The organism is Mangrovimonas sp. sgz306409 (assembly GCF_059735265.1).
The window spans coordinates 190,977-208,582 of record NZ_JCAPEU010000004.1 but is presented as its reverse complement, the minus strand read 5'-3'; the positions used below and the strand labels follow the sequence as shown (position 1 = coordinate 208,582).

The following is a 17,606-nucleotide window of genomic DNA, read 5'->3' as shown; positions in this document are numbered from 1 at the left end:
AACGGTTTACATCATTAGATGTTTTTCTATCAAAGTTTAACACATGTGAGAAATTTCAAAGTACGTTTTTAAAGTATTCAACTACAAAATATAAGCATAGTCATATTAAATTTTCAATTAGATGTACAGCATTCTAATATTACTAGAAATACAAATTTGATTTAAAATCAAAAATTGGATAAAAATATTTAAATTTAACTGATAAACAGACACTTTGATCCCAACATCTAACTTTAAGAACGTTTTAAAAAAGACTTTAAGAAACCCAACTTTTGGTAATGTTCTCATAGTTGGTATTATTACACTTTTCGTGAAGTGTCTCAGTTTTCTAAAGGAAATTATTATTGCAGATAATTTCGGTCTTTCAGAAGTTTTGGATACGTTTTACATTGCTATTCTTTTTCCTTCTTTGGTTAACAACATTTTTTCAAGTTCATTTAAAAGTGTATTTATTCCTAATTATGTTAATGAGCAAAAGAACGGGAATAACATTGGAGCCTTTCAATCTGCGTGTTTTTTAATTACTTCTGCGGTCACTTTGTTTATCTTAATATTAGCTTATCTATTTACCGATGTATATTTGGAAACATTTTTTTCGGGGCATTCTGAAAGATATTACAGCTTAGTGAAAATTCAATTTTTTTACGTGGCTCCAAGTATTTTGTTTTGGGGTGGATCCTCTTTAATTAATGGCTTGTTAAATATTGAGAATGAATTTCGTTTAACTTCGATAAGTGGATTTTTTACACCTTTATCTATCATAGCCTGTTTGATATTCTTTAAAGAAGAATTAGGAGTTCTAGTCATGGCTGTTGGAACCTTAATAGGGAGTATTACCAGTTTTCTATTTATTCTTATTGTAGCATTAAAGCGAAAGATTATTCATCTTGAGATTCCTCAATTTTATTCTGAAAGTGTAAAAGTTCTTTACAAACAACTTCCGGCTAAACTGTCTTCAAGTCTTCTTAATGGAATTAATCCTTTAGTTGACCAATATTTTTCAGCACAACTTTTTGTTGGCGCCATTTCGGCCCTCAATTATGGAATCAAGCTTCCAACTTTCTTTATAGGAATTGTAAGTATAGCATTAGGAAATGTGCTTTTACCCTTTTTTTCTAAAAAGGCTATTGACAATTTGAAAGGTTCCTTTAATCTCTTAAAAAGAATTATAAAATATTCACTCTTAGCAAGTATTACCATTACGGTTTTAGGAATTGTACTTTCAACACCAATTGTACGATTAGTTTTTGAACGAAATGCATTTCAGAGTTCAGATAGCTTAATAGTATCAGAAATTCAGCAAATGTATCTCCTTCAAATTCCGTCATATGTAATGGGAATTGTTATGGTGAAGTTTTTGACTGCTATCAATAAAAATAATTTTATGGTATTTACTTCGGCAATAAGTTTAGGACTCAATATAATTCTCAATTATGTTCTTATTAAGACAATGGGCGTTTATGGTTTAGCACTGGCAACTTCTTTGGTGTCAATAGTAAATTCCATAATTTTATATAAATACATTATACATTTGAACAAACACAATGTTTAATATTATCACTCCCACATATAATCGAAGCCACACCCTTAACAGGGTTTATGAATCTTTGAAAAATCAAACTTTCAAAGATTTTATATGGTTTATAATTGATGATTGCAGTACGGATGACACCAAAGATCTCGTTGATGAATGGAAAACAGCAAATGAATTGCTAATTGTTTATGAAAAGTTAAACGAAAACAAAGGGAAGTCATCGGCTGTAAATTACGGATTAGAATTATGTAAATATCCTTATACGATTGTAGCCGATAGTGACGACTCATTTGTTCCTGAAACTCTTTCTGAACTTAAAGGTATTTGGGAAGCGATACCAAAACAGGAACAGGATAAGATTGCTTCTATTTGGACGCTAACTATGGATGTTAAGGGAAACATTATTGGAGATAAATTCCCAATGGACTATTGGCAGGTTGGCTTCAAAGATAGAGTATTACATCATAATATTAAAGGTGAAAAATGGGCTTGCTGGAAAACCTCTGTTCTCGTAAAACAAAAAATGTATACCGCCAAAACCTGTCATGTCCAAGAAAGCCATACTTGGAATGCCATTAACAAAAAATACGATTTTCTCTGCGTTAATAAATCGCATAGATTTTACTACTATTCGGATGACGGTCTAATAGCATCTAAAAAAAGTAGAAAACAAACTGCAGCAATTTATTATTTGGGATCTTATTTTGGATTGAAAGATGTATCCCTCAAAGAGATGATTAAGCATGGATATTATAGAAACTTGGCATTTAACTATTGGAAATCAAGCCTATTTTTTAAGGATAAAAAACATAAGCTAAGTACTAGTAAAGCATTGCTTTCTGGCTTGATTTCGATTGTAGTTTTACCCAAACGACTCTTAAAAAGGGGAATATGAAGGTATTAAGATTTGTAATATTAGCATTTATAGTTTGGGGACTCCCTAGCTTCCTTTTAGTTGCATTTGGAGAAACTGTAGGAGCTCTTTCAAGTCACATATCTAACGTTTTACTCCTACTATATTATTTGTTGAGCAAAAAAGGGAAACTAATATTCCCGTTTATCTTTCTTGGAATATTATATTTTTTAATTTCAGGAGCCATTGATGTTCCTGACTCAAAATCCTTTATCAATGATTTTATAAAATATGTCATATTCATTGTTTGCGGTGCAGAAGTTGCCAGAAATACTTCTCTAAAAGATTTAATAGCTTTTCTATTAGTTGGGGCAACCAGTATTTTGGCTCATGCCATCTTTTTTACTGACAACTATGGTAGATACAGCGGATTTTACTTAGATCCAAATGCTGCAGGTTTTGTGAGTTTAATTGGATATTGCTTAGCTTATCAACTATCAAACAACAGTCTTAAATTGATTTTGTTATTTATTTTTACGTTCTCAGGTGCTATTACCTTCTCTCGCTATTTCTTTATAATGTGGTTAATCACAAGTCTTATTGCCATTTTTTCGAATGTTAGGAATTCCCAAGGTATTCTTATGGGACTTGGTTCATTGGTAGTTCTTATTAGTGTTGCATCCATATTACAGTTCAACACCGCAAGATTTTCAATTGTAGAAAATTTATTTGAACGTAAAATTCAAACAACCGCATTTACGGAACACTCTAGGACTGAGCAATGGTCTGCTTATTTAGGGGATATTTTTGATAACCCCATATTTGGCAACGGACACCAAAGCTTTAAAGGTGTTACTGGAGTAAAACAAGGGGTTCACAACACGTATTTAATGGTTATTGGAGAGTCTGGAATTATCCCGTTTTTACTTATCCTTGGCATTTATATTTACATGGTAAAAAGAAGTTTTTCTAGTTTTAAAACAAATGTTTACAAAATTATGATCGCCCTTACGCTTTTAACCTTTCTAATGGTAATCCACAATTATTTCAATAATTATCTTCTTCTGTTTATTTCTGTTTGGCTCTTAGTAAAACTAAATGAAGTTTCAATTGCTGAAAATCAAAATGAAATTAAAGAAGTTATAACTTGGAAAACGACATAAAATTGTTCGTCAAAATAATGCAAGATAAGGGAATCTAAACCTAAATATTACATGACAATAGTACACATATCAAGCAGTTTAGGAGGTGGCGGTGCTGAGCAAATGGTATTCCAATTAGCGAAACAAAGCAATGCAATTACAAAAACTGTGGTAATTTCAATTTCCAAAGTCAACACATTAGAGCATAAATTCAACGATGAGAATATTGAAGTCCATTTTTTAAACATAACTTCTTTCAAAAACCGTACATTGTTCCTGGGGTTAAAAAAAACACATGATATAGTGAATGGCTTGCCCGATGTTGTGTTTCACTGTCATCAATTTCATGGGGGACTCTTTGGTATGCTATACAATATTTGGTATTCAAGAATTCCAATTGTTTACACAATGCACACCAACCAAGTATCATCTTTTGTCAGAAGAGCATGTTTATATGTCTCTAAACCCCTAAGAAAAAGGGATATCATATTTAGCGAGAATTCTAAAAAGTGGTATTTAAAAAACAATGAGATTATTCCGAATGGAGTGGATTTTAAACTCCTATCATTAAATAAGCAACGAAAATATGATTCTAGCCAACCTTTTGTGTTTTTATTTTTAGGGAGGTTGAGCCCCCCAAAAAACCCTTTAGCTTTACCTTATTTTGCTGAAAAATTAAAAGAAAATGGTTTTTTTAATTTTATCATTCACGTAATTGGTGAAGGCAGTTTAAGGGAGCAACTTTGGGAAGAAATATCAAAAAACCATTTGAAAGAGCATTTTAAATTATTTGGTTTTCAAAAGGATGTTAAACAATTTTTAGAGCATTCACAAAGCTTGATTCTTCCATCTCTATGGGAAGGAATGCCAATGGCCGTAATAGAAGCTGCAGCAAATAAGCTCCCAGTAATAGCTACACCTGTAGGCAGCGTCCCCGACTTTTTAAACGAGCATAACGCATATGTTTCGAACTTGGAATCATTTTCTGAGGCCATGATTCATGTTATGAAAAATTATAGTGAAGCTTTAAGCAAATCTGAGCTTCTTTATAAGGAAATTAAAACTATCTTTAGCATTGAAAGTGTTCATAATAAGCATTTTGATGTTTATAGATCTGTTAGATAATTCCAGTTAAATATGTGTGGTATATACGGGGCAACTATTGATTACTCAAGAGCTCAAATTGAGCAGAAACTACTGAGAACACAATTTCGAGGACCGGATAAAATGGGAATTGAAGTATACAAATTTGAAGGCTCTCTCCTAACCCTAGGCCACAATAGGTTGTCAATTATAGATCTGGATGCCAGATCCAATCAGCCATTCACTTACCTTAATCGGCTACATATTGTTTTCAATGGAGAAATCTATAATTTCCAATCTCTCAAGTTACAATTATCTCGAAAAGGATATGAATTCAAAACAACCAGTGACACGGAAGTTATTTGCGCTGCGTATTTGGAATATGGAGAAGATTGTGTTTCTCATTTTAATGGCATGTTTGCTTTTGTAATATATGATGAAAAAACTCAATTATTATTTGGAGCGAGAGATCGATTAGGCCAAAAACCGCTATATTATTATCATAATGGCAAGGATTTTGAATTTGCCAGTCAAATTTCCTCGATCCAACTTTTCCATAAAAACTTATCCATTTCATTAGAGTCTATAAATCTTTATTTTCGATTGGGAAATATACCTGATCCATACTCTATTTTTAATGAGATTAAAAAGCTTAAGGCAGGGTTTTCATTTGTATACAATATACATTCTGGCAGCTTTAAGGTTAAACAATATTGGGATATTCCTCAGAAGTCAAACAATTTATTCACTGGTTCCTATAAAGAGGCTAAAGAACAACTCTCGTTGCTTTTAATGGATGCAGTAAAACTTAGATTATTTGCAGATGTACCCCTTGGGGTTTTCTTGTCCGGCGGTATAGATTCTTCCTTGATAACAACTTTGGCCACAAAAGTTTGCGATTCAAAAATCAATACTTTTTCAGTAAAATTTAATGAAATTAGTTTTGACGAAAGCAAATATGCACTAAAAGTAGCAGAACGTTTGGGAACAAACCATACCGAAATAGAATGTAGTTTTTATGAAGGGCAGGACATGATCCAAAATTTCAACTATTATTATGATGAACCCTTTGCGGATTCATCGGCCATACCCTCTATGTTATTAGCCAAATACACCAAACAAAATGTTACCGTAGCTCTATCAGGTGATGCCGGTGATGAAAGTTTCTTAGGGTATCAAAGGTATGACTGGGCCAAATATGGAGAAATGGCAATGCATTTCCCTTACTTTTTTAGACGTTTCGCTGCAGATATGCTGGCCATTGTTCCTAACTATAGATTTAAAATCCTTTCTAATTACCTAAAGCTACCTAATGTTAATACTGCCTATTTGAACTCAATGACTCAAACAAGCTTACCTGTATCATTCAACCACTCCCCAATTAGGATAGAAGAAGAAAAATATATTTTTAATAAAAATAAACCGCTGTTAGAGCGCATTTCAGACTTTGACCTTAAAACCTATTTAAATTGGGATATTAATACCAAAGTAGATAGAGCTTCCATGGCATATTCCTTAGAAGTAAGGTCGCCATTTCTTGATTACAGAATTGTTGAATTTGCCAAATCTCTTCCGGTAGCTTTTAAATATAAAAATGGAAACAAAAAACATATTTTAAAGGATTTATTATATGAGGATTTGCCTAAAGAAATTTTTAACAGACCTAAATCTGGGTTTACAATGCCATTTTCTCATTGGTTTAGGAACAGTTTGAAAGATTATGTTTTGGACGAGCTTAACGAGAATGGTTTGAAAGCAATTCCTAACCTTAATGTCAAGGAAACACAAGAAATAATCCAACAACATATGGATGGGTCTTGGAACAGGTACCCAATGATATGGTCTCTACTGGTTTTAAAACAATGGTTAAGTGATAATGGCAAAGGGATTTCTATTAAATAATGAATAATTTCAAAATTGACATATTGTTTGTTTTGCCCTCATTAAAAGCTGGTGGAGCCGAAAGAGTTATCAGTTTTATTGCATCCAATTTAAGCAAGGACAAATTTCACCCAACCCTAATAGTAATAGGTAGTTTTAAGGATTCTGTGTACCCTACTGACAATTTAAATGTTTTGTTTTTGGAAAAAGAAAGGGTGTTACATGGAATTCCCTTTTTGTTCACTTACATTTTAAAAAATAGACCAAATATTATTGTTGGCTCTATATCCCATGTCAACAGAATATTGGCAGGCCTTTGTTATGTGATACCAAAAATTAAACTTGTTGGTCGTGAAGCAAGTGTATCTAGTATCATGAGAACGTTTGCAGACACCAAGGGCAAAATAAACATTCCTTTTTTTAGAAATTACCATAAATACTTGGATGCAATAATTTGCCAGTCCAGGGATATGGCTAATGATTTGATAGTAAACTATAATTTGCCGGAAAGAAAAATTCATGTAATTAATAATCCTATAACGGAAGGTTTACCGCACAAAACCATTGTGACTAATGTTAGTCAAAAAAAGAAACTAATTACTATTGGGCGATTAAGTAAAGAAAAAGGGCATAAACGCATTTTATCTGCTTTGTCTAAAGTTAAATTCGATTTTGAATACACCATAATTGGAACAGGCAATGAAAAGGCTTGTATTATGGAATTAGGTGAGAAATTGGATATATTAAACAAAATAAAATTCATTGCGCATACAAAAGAGATTGGTCAGTTTTTACTTACTAACGATATTTTTATCCAGGGATCTTATGTAGAAGGGTTCCCTAATGCGCTTTTGGAAAGCTGTGCAGTAGGCACACCTGTTATTGCATTTAATGCCCCTGGAGGCACGAGGGAGATTATTGAGAATGGTATTAATGGTTTTATGGTAGAGGATGAAAATGAATTTATAGAAAAACTATCCCTGAGCTTATTTAAAACCAACTGGTCTCCGCAACAAATAATATATTCTGTAGAAAAAAAATATAATAAGAATCTTATTATAAATAAATATGAAGATTTGTTTTTAAGCCTTTCAAAATCATAGAAATATGTCAAATATTCTCATTGTAATGCCAAATGACACTTTGGGTGGCGCAGAACAGTATCTTAAAATGGTAGCGAATTATTTTAAAGATAGCAACGTCATTGTCTACTTTCTAAAAGCCTCAAATACCGGTCATTGGGAAGATTTGAAAAATAACATTAAACTAGTTCATTTATCAAAAAGAAGTTTTGGAGAAGGTGGTTTTAAATTTTTAGCATTTGCATTACATAACCGTACTACTTTTGATTATATTTTCTCTTCCCATCTCTATATCAATGCCATTGTCGGAGGTTTAATTAGCCTGAACATTATAAAGACTAAAAAGTTTATTGCTAGAGAATCAACATCTGTATTTCCCCGCTACCACGGATTTAAACTCTTAACTTATAAGTTGGCCTACAAATTAGGTTACAGAAATATGGATGTGTTGATTTGCCAAACCAATCAAATGAAATCCCAACTTTTATCAAAAGTTCCCTACCTTGATAAAAGAACCTTAGTCAAAACTATACCAAACCCAATAGACTTGAATAAGATAACACACTTAGGAAAATCAGAATTAGACTTTATATTCCCTAAAGGATATATTGTTTCTGCTGGTAGGTTCATAAACGAAAAAGGATTCGATATACTAATAAAGTCATTTTCAGAGATAAAAAAGGAATACCCCAACTTGAAACTTGTTATTTTAGGAGAGGGACCTCTAAAGGATTCCTTAAAAATGTTGGTTTCGGAATTAAATGTTACCAAAGATGTTGTTTTTGCAGGTTTTGTAAATAATGTTTATCCATATTTTCGACATGCTAAAGTTTGTGTAGTTTCATCCCGGCTGGAAGGATTTCCTAATGTTTTACTTCAAATGATGTCTCAAAACAATAATGTTGTTTCCACAAAATGTGCTGGAGGAATAGAAAACATACCTGGCATCATTACTTCTGAAACAAACAATCAAAATAGTTTAACCGCTGCCATTTCGTTGGGCCTATCCAATTTTGATAACAAAGAAAATAGACGCTTTTTTGGAGACTATTTAAAGGAAAGGGATATTTCGCAATTCATGATAAATATTTTGTCCAATAATTAAAGCTTCACACTGTTTTTTAATATTTAAAAATCAAAACTTTTTAAAGTATTATTTTTTCAAATAAAAACAGGTTATTATCTAATATTTAGTAAATTAGAGATATAAAACCTGTCTTATGAAACTCCTTATTGCCATCAAAAAGCTCTCTATATTTCTTTAACATTTTTTGAGGTTTATTAGTTTCATTATGTGCTGATATTTTGTTTTAAAATTTATTATACCAGTGCTTAATTTTAGGTTTTGAGTGAGTTTAATTGAGATATCTAGTTTGCTTATGAATGTTGACCTACTAACAAAAATACAATCTTACCTAGACCACACCTTAGAGGAAGTGAACTCCATAAAAAGCATTAATCATTCGGAGTTCTATGAAAACTACATGAAACCGAACAAGCCAGTTGTCATGACGGAAATGATGGACAATTGGGAAGCCTCAAAAACATGGTCACTTGATTATTTTAAAACCATAGGAAAGGATAAAACTACATTTGTTTCCAAAGGCAATAATTTTCAAGAAAACACGAAGTGGGAATATGGGAATTTTTTGGATTCAATCAATAAAATTGAACAGTCTGATTATTCTTCTCAAGGCGGGTATTTAATGAACTTATCCATCCTCCATCTCTTTCCTGAGCTACAGGAAGATGTGGACTTCTCATTAATTTCCAATTATAAAGTAAGGGATTCATTGTCTTTGTGGATTGGACCTAAAGGCACCTTGACAGGGTGGCATACCGATAGATTAGCAGACAATATTTTGGCGCAAATTGAAGGAAGTAAATTAGTATTACTCGCCCACCCCAATCAGACAAAGTACATGTATCCAAGTGACAAGTACGAACCGGGATCCAAACTAAGTCAAATAGATATGAGAAATTTTGATGAAACAAAGTTCCCTCTTTTTAAAAAACATGCAAAAATATCTTATGCTATTTTAAAGCCGAAACAAATGCTCTTTATTCCTAAGCTATGGTGGCATTGTGTTTATGGTCTTGAAATATCCATTAGCTCCAATAATTTTGGGTTTTCATTTACTGACAATATTAAAATGAAAGCCAATGAATTTGTAAAACGAAAACTCCATAATTTGGGTCTTTATGGCAAAGATTGTGTTTGTCATTATTATGATGAACAAGGAGTAAGACATCGTTATCGACATCATTAATTCAAAAGTTATAACCTACGAGCATTGAAAAAAATAATACGTATTACTACCATATCAAACTCTTTGTGTTATTTATTAAAAGGCCAGTTGAAGTTTATGGGGCAATTTTACGAAATGATAGGAGTGTCAGGTCAGGGAGAAAGTCTGGAGCTAGTTCGGAAAAACGAAGATGCTAGGGTGCATGCCGTGGAAATGACCAGAAGCATTACTCCTTTTCAAGACTTAATTGCTACCTATCGGTTATATAAACTGTTTAAGAAAGAGCAACCTTTTATAGTGCATACGCATACCCCCAAAGCTGGAACATTGGGTATGTTGGCAGCAAAAATGGCAGGTGTACCTCATAGAGTCCATACTATAGCGGGACTTCCCCTATTGGAAGCCCAAGGTGTTAAGCGACAGTTACTGGATAATGTAGAAAAATTAACATATGCTTGTTGCACTCATGTCTTGCCTAATTCTTTTGAATTGAAGCGGACAATTGAAAAATTGAAATTTACCTCTAATGAAAAACTTAAAGTAATCGCCAATGGAAGTTCAAACGGTATTGATGAGCTGCATTACGATGCCAACAAAGTTTCAAAAGAACAAAAGGAGCTCCTTCGGAATAAATTAAATATTAAAAATGAGGATGTTGTGTTTATTTATCTGGGAAGGATAGTTAAAGACAAAGGAATCAACGAATTGGTTTCGGCATTTGATCAACTTTCAAAAGAATTCCAAAACAGTAAGCTTTTGATTGTTGGACCTCGAGAAGATGATTTAGATCCTATTTCTCAAGAATCAGAAATCATAATAACTAACAATAGCCAAATAATTGTACCTGGAGCACAATCCGACATTCGACCATTTGTAGCCATTTCGGATGTTTTGGCTTTTCCTAGTTATCGCGAAGGCTTTCCTAATGTGGTGTTGCAAGCAAGTTGCATGGGATTGCCCTGTATTGTAACCGACATCAATGGTTGTAACGAAATTATATCTGACGGAGAAAATGGAATAATTATCCCTCCTAAAGATGTTAAAGCGTTACTGAAAGCCATGAAATTTATGATGGAAAACCCTAAAAATAGGATTAAAATGTCTGAAGGAGCAAGACAGAATATCGTTGATAAATACAAGCAAAGTTTGGTTTGGGACGAATTGTTGAAGTTTTATAAGAGTTTAGAATAATCGTAAAGATGTACAAGTCATTTTTTAAGCGAATGTTGGATTTAATTATAGCAATAACAGGTGCCGTTATAGCACTTCCTGTTTTTGTTGTTATTACAGTCCCACTATTGTTTGTTAACAAGGGGAAACCTTTTTACTATCAAAAACGTCCTGGAAAAAATGAACACATATTTACTATTATAAAATTTAAGACCATGACCGATGATAAAGATGACTATGGTAACCTTTTCCCAGAATCTCAAAGATTAACCACAATTGGCAAATTTTTGAGAAAAACTTCTTTAGATGAGCTTCCTCAATTATGGAATATCATAAAAGGAGAAATGAGCTTAATTGGACCTCGCCCCCTACTGCCTCGCTATTTACCCAGATATAATGACAAACAAAAACATCGACATGATATCAGGCCAGGGCTTACCGGCTGGGCACAAGTAAATGGAAGAAACACCTTGAGCTGGGAGCAAAAATTTGAATATGATTTATGGTACGTAGAAAATGTTTCCTTATTACTCGATGTAAAAATTTTGTGTTTAAGTTTTAAGAAAGTCCTACAAAAGGAAGGAGTTTATTCTGTTGAAAACGATATAACACCAGAGTTTATGGGAACTCAAAATTCGTTGTTTTTTGATCAGTAAAGCGGATTTATGATTTATGAATGTTTCTGTTTACCAGAAATATAAAATAACCTAAACAATAAATACTATAATTCATGTAGCAAGGCTATTATTAAATACACCAACTTTATGATTATACTAGGATTAAATTATTATTTCCACGATTCAACGGCTTGCATTATCAAAAACGGACAATTAATAGCCGCTATCGAAGAGGAACGACTCAATAGGGATAAGCACACAAGAAGCTTTCCTGCACTTGCTGTTGAAAGATGTTTGAAAATTGCAGAGGTGAGCTACGAGGACATCGATTTCATTGCTGTATCCATTAAACCACTTCATAATTTTGGAAAAAAAATAGGCTATACACTAACTCATTTAAAAGCTGCTAAGCAAATAATTAATCATGAGTTAGTGCATGGATACAACAAACAAAAAAGCTTTTGGAATTGGTTTAATTACCATTGGAAGCACAAGAAGTCAGGACCAAAAGTACATTTCATTCAGCATCATTTAAGCCACGCAGCAGGCAGTTTTTACGTATCTCCATTTAACGAAGCAGCTCTATTGGGGATTGACGGCTCAGGTGAGTGGGCAACTACCTGGTTAGGCCACGGAAAAGGGAATGCAATAAGCTGTCTAAGTCAGTCTTACTTTCCACATTCATTAGGATCGTTTTACGAAGCTGTTACACAATTTTGTGGCTTTAGAACAAGCTATGATGAAGGTAAAACCATGGGATTAGCTCCTATGGGAGACCCTAATGTGTTTCTTAAAGAAGTAGATAAAATTGTTAAGGTTACTTCTAGAGGGCAAATTGAATTTGATTTGAGTTACTTCAACTTCCAAAATATGAGCTGGAAGCGTTGCTCTGAAAAGTTTTTTGAAGTATTTGGCCAACCTAGACAGAAAGATGAACCATTTCAAAAGCACCATATGGATGTGGCTGCGGCATTTCAGCGTGTGTTGGAAAATAGGGTTTTAGAAATTTGTGCCTTTCTTTATGAAAAAACCAAAGCAGAATACCTTGTTATTTCTGGTGGCGTTTCTTTAAACAGCGTCATGAATGGCCGAATAGTACGAGAAAGTAAATTTAGAGATGTTTACGTGATGCCGGCCGCTGGAGATAACGGCACTGCTATAGGCGCCGCGTACTATTTGTATAATCACATATTAAACCAGCCTAGAAATTTTGTCCACTTAAATCCTTATGTAGGCACAAAATACTCCAATAAGGATATCGAAAAGGTCTTAAAGGGGGCTAAATTGAATTATGAAAACCATGAAGACATTACTAGCACAGCAGCTGATCTTTTGGAACAAGGATATATTATTGGCTGGTTTCAAGAGGCTATGGAAATTGGCCCTAGGGCCCTTGGAAGTAGAAGTATCCTCGCCAATCCTGCGTTCCCTGACATGAAAGACAAAATAAATAGTGAGGTTAAATTTAGAGAAGCTTACAGGCCATTTGCGCCCTCAGCTATTGTTGAATCTAAAAATGATTTCTTCGACCTTGAGGTAGAAGCCCCATTTATGCTAAAGGTATGTAATGTACTTAAAGACAAACAGGCCATAATACCAGCCGTAACTCACGTTGATGGGAGTGCTAGGCTTCAAACCGTTCAAAAAGAGTTGCACCCAAGATATTATGATTTAATCAAAAAATTAGGTGACCGCACAGGTGTACCTGTTGTACTAAACACAAGTTTCAACATTCAAGGAGAACCTATTGTAGAATCCCCTCAAGATGCAATTAGATGCTTTTTCTCAACAGGGCTAGATTATTTGGTAATAGGAAATTTTTTATTGGCAAAAAGAGGAAATAATGATTTCAAAACAACAGATAAGGAGGAAGTATACGAATTAAGTGTTTAAGATTACATAAAGTTAAAAGTGAGATGAAAAACTATAATTAGTCCTAAATGAAATTATTGGTAGAAAAAATACAAAGTGAACTTGATTTCAACAACTATCTAAAAATTGTAGAATCTTTTAAGGTCAATAATCCATTTTATAGAATTATTGACGCAAACCTCAATGAGTTAAAAGATGGAAACCTGAGGTATTTTATCATGCAAAACCAAGATGAGGATAACCTCATTGTAATGCCTTTTTTATTGAGAAAAATACAATACATTAATCAAAAGTACCAATATTATGATGTCATTTCTCCTTATGGTTATAGCGGCCCTCTATTTAATCAAAATTTATCAAGAGGATATCTTATTTTATTTTGGGAGCTGGTAGATGAGTGGTATAGAAAAAACAATGTTGTTTCGGAGTTTGTTAGATTCAATCTGTGCAATAACTATGATTTTTACTCAGGAACTTTAATCCCTACACTCATTAACGTAAAGGGCGCTATAATTGATTCCCATGTTCAATGGAGCAATTTTAAACAGAAAGTCAGAAACAATTACAGAAGAGGAATCAACAACAATTTAAAAATTGAAATTGCTTTTGAAGACATCGATGACTCGACAATTCAATTATTTCATTCCATTTACATTAGAACAATGGCAAGAATACATGCTGAAGAGGAATACTTCTACTCAACTAATTGCTTGAAAAATGTTATCAAATTAAGTCAACGTAAATGCTTAATTGCTTTTGTGTATTTTGAAGACATCGCCATTTCCGCCGAATTAATATTGATTTCAGGCACATCACTGTATTCGTATCTAGGAGGCACATTGTCGGATTATTTTAGTTTAAGACCGAACGATTTTTTAAAGATAGAAGTGCTTAACTGGGCAAGAAAAAATGATATGGAATATTATATATTAGGCGGAGGCAGAGAGGATTATGACAGTTTGTATAACTATAAAAAATCATTTTTCCCTCATGATACAGATGTTATTTATTATACCGGAAGGAAAATTGTGAACAAACAGATTTATGACAATTTATGCAACATATATAATGTTGAAGTTTCTGATAAAGAAAAAAATACAACTGAATATTTCCCCATATATCGTAAAAACAATGAGTCAGTAAAACGATGTGTATTTAGATAATATGTTAACATGGTAAAAACGCAATTACTATACAGTAAATTTATCAAAACCATAATTGACGTGGTTTTGGCTGTATTTGGCGTCTTAATGCTATCACCTGTTTTTTTTGTTATTCTAATCCTTCTTTGGTTTTGCAATAAAGGCAAAGTGTTCTTTTACCAGGATCGCCCGGGCAAGAATGAACGGATTTTTAAAATCATCAAATTCAAAACCATGAATGATAAAACAGATGCACAAGGTCAACTGCTCCCTCCCATAGAAAGATTGACAAAAACAGGTATGTTCCTTCGTAAATATTCTTTAGACGAAATCCCTCAACTTATAAATGTCATCAAGGGAGATATGAGCCTTATAGGACCAAGGCCTCTTCATGTAAGATATTTACCGTTGTATAATGATTTTCAAAAGCACAGACATGACGTAAAACCCGGCATTACAGGTTGGGCTCAAATAAATGGACGCAATTCCATTTCTTGGGAAAAAAAATTCAATTATGACGTTTGGTATGTTCGTAACATTTCACTCTGGTTAGATCTAAAAATACTAATTGGTACCTTTTTAAAAATATTTAAAAAGGAAGGAATTTATTCTCCTGAAAATGATATTGTACAAGATTTTACAGGCACATTACAAAAAGAAAACAGCTATTAAACTATGCTCAATATATTATTCACTTGTGCAGGTAGGCGCACCTACCTAATAAATTACTTTAAGGAAGCCTTAAATGGCAAAGGTTTAGTTTTCGCTGGGGATTTAAGCCCTACTGCTCCTGCCTTGGTTGAGGCTGATAGAGCCATAGTTTTCCCTAGTATTTATGATTCTAATTATATAACCGAACTGAAATTAGCTATTGTTAAGTACAATATAAATGCAGTAATATCCTTAAATGATTTAGAGCTACCGCTTTTAGCCAAACACAAATTGGAGCTAGAAACTACGGGAACAAAAGTTATTATTTCCAGTGAAAGAGTCATTGACTTGTCGTACGACAAAATGAAAACGCACAGTTTTATAGAATCCATAGGTTTAAATTCTCCAGCCACTTACACTAATTTAGAAACCGTAAAAAATGCCTTAAACAGCGAAGAGTTAAATTTCCCATTGGTCATTAAGCCTCGTTGGGGAAGCGCATCATTAGGTTTAGAATTTGCCAACAATATGGAAGAACTTGAGCTAATATTAAAGCTCCAAACTCTAAAAATAAACGACCTCCTAAAAGAAGCTAAAATTCCATCTACCTTTAATGAATTAATCATTCAGGAAAAAATTCCGGGACAGGAGTATGGAATGGACATTGTTAATGATTTTGAAGGCAATTATGTAGGAACTTTTGTTAGAAAAAAAATGAATATGAGATCTGGCGAAACAGATAAAGCCGTCTCCATAATAGACCCTAAATTTGAGGAGTGTGGAAAAAAAATTTCAGAGAAATTGGGACATATCGGCAACCTAGATTGTGATGTTTTTCAAGTGAAAGACAAACTTTACGTGCTAGAATTAAACCCTAGATTTGGTGGAGGTTACCCTTTTTCACATGAAGCAGGGGTTAACACTTCGGCTATGTATATAGAATGGCTTCAAGGCCATAAAAATATTTCTCAATTTATAAATTACAAACCCAATGTAATGTGCTCTAAATGCGACAGATTATTACGTATCAATTGAGAATAATCCTTTGAGATTTTTCTGCACCATTGATAATAAGAGTATCTCCATTAATTTTTTTATAAACCTTAATATTCTCAATAGGTTCTGGGTAGGCAAATAGAAAGGAATAAACAAATTTTCTGTAAAAATCAGATTTATAATCGTTTAAATCTACCTTGGCAAAGCTTTGATCTAATTGAAAATTGTCAATAGTTTCAATTTTTATCTTGGAATTATACAAACGATCCCTCCTCGACTTTAATTGAAAAAGTAAACGTCTGTATAGTATGTTCACGTTCTTTTCTCTCAAATAGCGTTTGAATTTGAAAAACACCCCTAATTTCCATGCTATGGTTTTTGCAAATAAGGACTTTGAATCATATAGAATGTGATAGTCAAAATGATATTGCACGTTCCCCCACTCTTCTTTAAAATCAAAATAGCCCTTCGAAAAATCAGCTATTTTCATATTATTTTCATAACACCATTCTATAATCTTTATTATTGAAATTTTCCCAATATTGAATTTATAGTAATCCGTATCAAAAACTGTTATAGACACAAACACCACAGTATCCGAGTTAATGTTTAAAGTTATAGCTATGGGGATGTCATCGTTGTAAATCACAAATAAGGTGGCCTGCTTTTTCTGAAGCATCTCAAAAACGTATTCCCGGTAGAATGCCCATTTATCAGATCTTAAATGGTGATAGTTAAACTGCTTGTCTGCAAACCGTTTAGTTAACAAACCATGAAACTGCTTAAAGAGAATTTCAAATGATGACCGGTCTAAATCGTCAGAATGAAATTTGTATGAAATATTAAAACAGTCTTCCAATCGTCTCTTTCTGGATTTATAGCCGCGGATATTTTTTGAGCTAATCCTACTCTTTATGTAATCCTGAGAGGTTTTATAATTTTCAAAATCCAACAAAAACCCATCATATTGATAAATTGACTTACAGCGCAAATCGGTCTTTGATGGATCTAAATTGGGGACTTTAAAAAATTCCGGAATATCATATATCAAAAACACCTTGTTTTTAAAGTCGGTAGCTTTATAATTAAGCTCATAATAAATTCCTTTGGTTAAATTTTTTCCAACATTGGTGCAGAACGGCTCCCAAGATCTTTTAAAAAAACTCACATTCGTTAGAAAGTCAAAGTTTACCGATTTTTTATTATGATTGAAATATTTAGACCATAAATGGACGAAAGTACTCGAGGTAAATGGGCTTTTCATGACGCAATAAAATTAAAGGCTTATCAATAATTCTATTCTAAAATAATAAATTTTAAACAACATTGCATTG

The 17,606-nt window shown here is 33.1% G+C and carries 15 protein-coding genes; 14 read left to right on the top strand and 1 reads right to left on the bottom strand.

Features of this window, described 5'->3' with window-relative positions; translation table 11 throughout:
• The first annotated feature begins 214 nt into the window (after positions 1 to 214).
• The 14 genes from murJ to AC6I5C_RS08770 all read left to right on the top strand — a co-directional run bounded on the left by murJ (position 215) and on the right by AC6I5C_RS08770 (position 16,311).
• Entirely contained in the window at positions 215 to 1,552 is a 1,338-nt protein-coding gene (gene murJ, locus AC6I5C_RS08835) for a murein biosynthesis integral membrane protein MurJ (RefSeq protein ID WP_497904836.1), read from the top strand.
• Positions 1,545 to 2,429 (top strand): glycosyltransferase family 2 protein, encoded by an 885-nt coding sequence (locus tag AC6I5C_RS08830; protein ID WP_497904835.1) that lies wholly within the window; start codon positions 1,545 to 1,547, stop codon positions 2,427 to 2,429. The genes murJ and AC6I5C_RS08830 overlap by 8 nt, the downstream gene beginning before the upstream one ends.
• Positions 2,426 to 3,550: an O-antigen ligase family protein gene (locus tag AC6I5C_RS08825; RefSeq protein ID WP_497904834.1), complete on the top strand. Its 1,125-nt coding sequence runs from the start codon at positions 2,426 to 2,428 to the stop codon at positions 3,548 to 3,550. Before AC6I5C_RS08830 ends, AC6I5C_RS08825 begins: the two co-directional genes overlap by 4 nt.
• A 51-nt stretch (positions 3,551 to 3,601) precedes the next feature.
• On the top strand, positions 3,602 to 4,654 hold the full coding sequence (locus AC6I5C_RS08820; RefSeq protein ID WP_497904833.1) for a glycosyltransferase: 1,053 nt from the start codon (positions 3,602 to 3,604) through the stop codon (positions 4,652 to 4,654).
• Positions 4,655 to 4,666: 12 nt separating this feature from the next.
• Positions 4,667 to 6,514 carry an asparagine synthase (glutamine-hydrolyzing) gene (gene asnB, locus AC6I5C_RS08815; protein WP_497904832.1) on the top strand — a complete coding sequence of 616 codons (1,848 nt, stop codon included), beginning with the start codon at positions 4,667 to 4,669 and terminating at the stop codon, positions 6,512 to 6,514.
• Positions 6,514 to 7,596 (top strand): glycosyltransferase, encoded by a 1,083-nt coding sequence (locus tag AC6I5C_RS08810; RefSeq protein ID WP_497904831.1) that lies wholly within the window; start codon positions 6,514 to 6,516, stop codon positions 7,594 to 7,596. The genes asnB and AC6I5C_RS08810 overlap by 1 nt, the downstream gene beginning before the upstream one ends.
• 145 nt (positions 7,597 to 7,741) lie before the next feature.
• Positions 7,742 to 8,680, top strand: a complete 939-nt coding sequence (locus AC6I5C_RS08805; RefSeq protein WP_497904830.1) for a glycosyltransferase — start codon at positions 7,742 to 7,744, stop codon at positions 8,678 to 8,680.
• A 274-nt stretch (positions 8,681 to 8,954) separates the two neighbouring features.
• Positions 8,955 to 9,845, top strand: a complete 891-nt coding sequence (locus AC6I5C_RS08800) for a cupin-like domain-containing protein (RefSeq protein ID WP_497904829.1) — start codon at positions 8,955 to 8,957, stop codon at positions 9,843 to 9,845.
• Between the two features lie 24 nt (positions 9,846 to 9,869).
• Positions 9,870 to 11,015 carry a glycosyltransferase family 4 protein gene (locus AC6I5C_RS08795; protein WP_497904828.1) on the top strand — a complete coding sequence of 382 codons (1,146 nt, stop codon included), beginning with the start codon at positions 9,870 to 9,872 and terminating at the stop codon, positions 11,013 to 11,015.
• 8 nt (positions 11,016 to 11,023) lie between these two features.
• Positions 11,024 to 11,650, top strand: coding sequence for a sugar transferase (locus tag AC6I5C_RS08790; protein WP_497904827.1), 627 nt, complete (start codon positions 11,024 to 11,026; stop codon positions 11,648 to 11,650).
• 108 nt (positions 11,651 to 11,758) lie between these two features.
• Complete coding sequence (locus AC6I5C_RS08785; RefSeq protein WP_497904826.1) at positions 11,759 to 13,504, top strand: carbamoyltransferase family protein; 1,746 nt, start codon at positions 11,759 to 11,761, stop codon at positions 13,502 to 13,504.
• Between the two features lie 47 nt (positions 13,505 to 13,551).
• Positions 13,552 to 14,646: a GNAT family N-acetyltransferase gene (locus AC6I5C_RS08780; protein ID WP_497904825.1), complete on the top strand. Its 1,095-nt coding sequence runs from the start codon at positions 13,552 to 13,554 to the stop codon at positions 14,644 to 14,646.
• A 9-nt stretch (positions 14,647 to 14,655) separates the two neighbouring features.
• Positions 14,656 to 15,297 carry a sugar transferase gene (locus tag AC6I5C_RS08775; RefSeq protein ID WP_497904824.1) on the top strand — a complete coding sequence of 214 codons (642 nt, stop codon included), beginning with the start codon at positions 14,656 to 14,658 and terminating at the stop codon, positions 15,295 to 15,297.
• Positions 15,298 to 15,300: 3 nt separating this feature from the next.
• Positions 15,301 to 16,311 (top strand): ATP-grasp domain-containing protein, encoded by a 1,011-nt coding sequence (locus AC6I5C_RS08770; protein ID WP_497904823.1) that lies wholly within the window; start codon positions 15,301 to 15,303, stop codon positions 16,309 to 16,311.
• On the opposite strand, the gene AC6I5C_RS08765 is transcribed toward AC6I5C_RS08770, so the two are convergent.
• The gene (locus tag AC6I5C_RS08765; protein ID WP_497904822.1) at positions 16,304 to 17,536 is read right to left on the bottom strand and encodes a GNAT family N-acetyltransferase; all 1,233 of its coding nucleotides are present in this window, start codon (positions 17,534 to 17,536) and stop codon (positions 16,304 to 16,306) included. The two genes, AC6I5C_RS08770 and AC6I5C_RS08765, sit on opposite strands and share 8 nt — an antisense overlap.
• Between the last annotated feature and the right edge of the window lie 70 nt (positions 17,537 to 17,606).

Excerpts from the sequence above, each read along its gene's own strand:
- asnB (WP_497904832.1), top strand. The coding sequence starts at position 4,667 with ATGTGTGGTATATACGGGGCAACTATTGATTACTCAAGAGCTCAAATT.
- AC6I5C_RS08765 (WP_497904822.1), bottom strand. The coding sequence starts at position 17,536 with ATGAAAAGCCCATTTACCTCGAGTACTTTCGTCCATTTATGGTCTAAA.
- AC6I5C_RS08800 (WP_497904829.1), top strand. The coding sequence starts at position 8,955 with ATGAATGTTGACCTACTAACAAAAATACAATCTTACCTAGACCACACC.
- AC6I5C_RS08775 (WP_497904824.1), top strand. The coding sequence starts at position 14,656 with ATGGTAAAAACGCAATTACTATACAGTAAATTTATCAAAACCATAATT.
- AC6I5C_RS08825 (WP_497904834.1), top strand. The coding sequence starts at position 2,426 with ATGAAGGTATTAAGATTTGTAATATTAGCATTTATAGTTTGGGGACTC.
- AC6I5C_RS08790 (WP_497904827.1), top strand. The coding sequence starts at position 11,024 with ATGTACAAGTCATTTTTTAAGCGAATGTTGGATTTAATTATAGCAATA.
- AC6I5C_RS08830 (WP_497904835.1), top strand. The coding sequence starts at position 1,545 with ATGTTTAATATTATCACTCCCACATATAATCGAAGCCACACCCTTAAC.
- AC6I5C_RS08820 (WP_497904833.1), top strand. The coding sequence starts at position 3,602 with ATGACAATAGTACACATATCAAGCAGTTTAGGAGGTGGCGGTGCTGAG.
- AC6I5C_RS08780 (WP_497904825.1), top strand. The coding sequence starts at position 13,552 with ATGAAATTATTGGTAGAAAAAATACAAAGTGAACTTGATTTCAACAAC.
- AC6I5C_RS08785 (WP_497904826.1), top strand. The coding sequence starts at position 11,759 with ATGATTATACTAGGATTAAATTATTATTTCCACGATTCAACGGCTTGC.
- AC6I5C_RS08770 (WP_497904823.1), top strand. The coding sequence starts at position 15,301 with ATGCTCAATATATTATTCACTTGTGCAGGTAGGCGCACCTACCTAATA.
- AC6I5C_RS08810 (WP_497904831.1), top strand. The coding sequence starts at position 6,514 with ATGAATAATTTCAAAATTGACATATTGTTTGTTTTGCCCTCATTAAAA.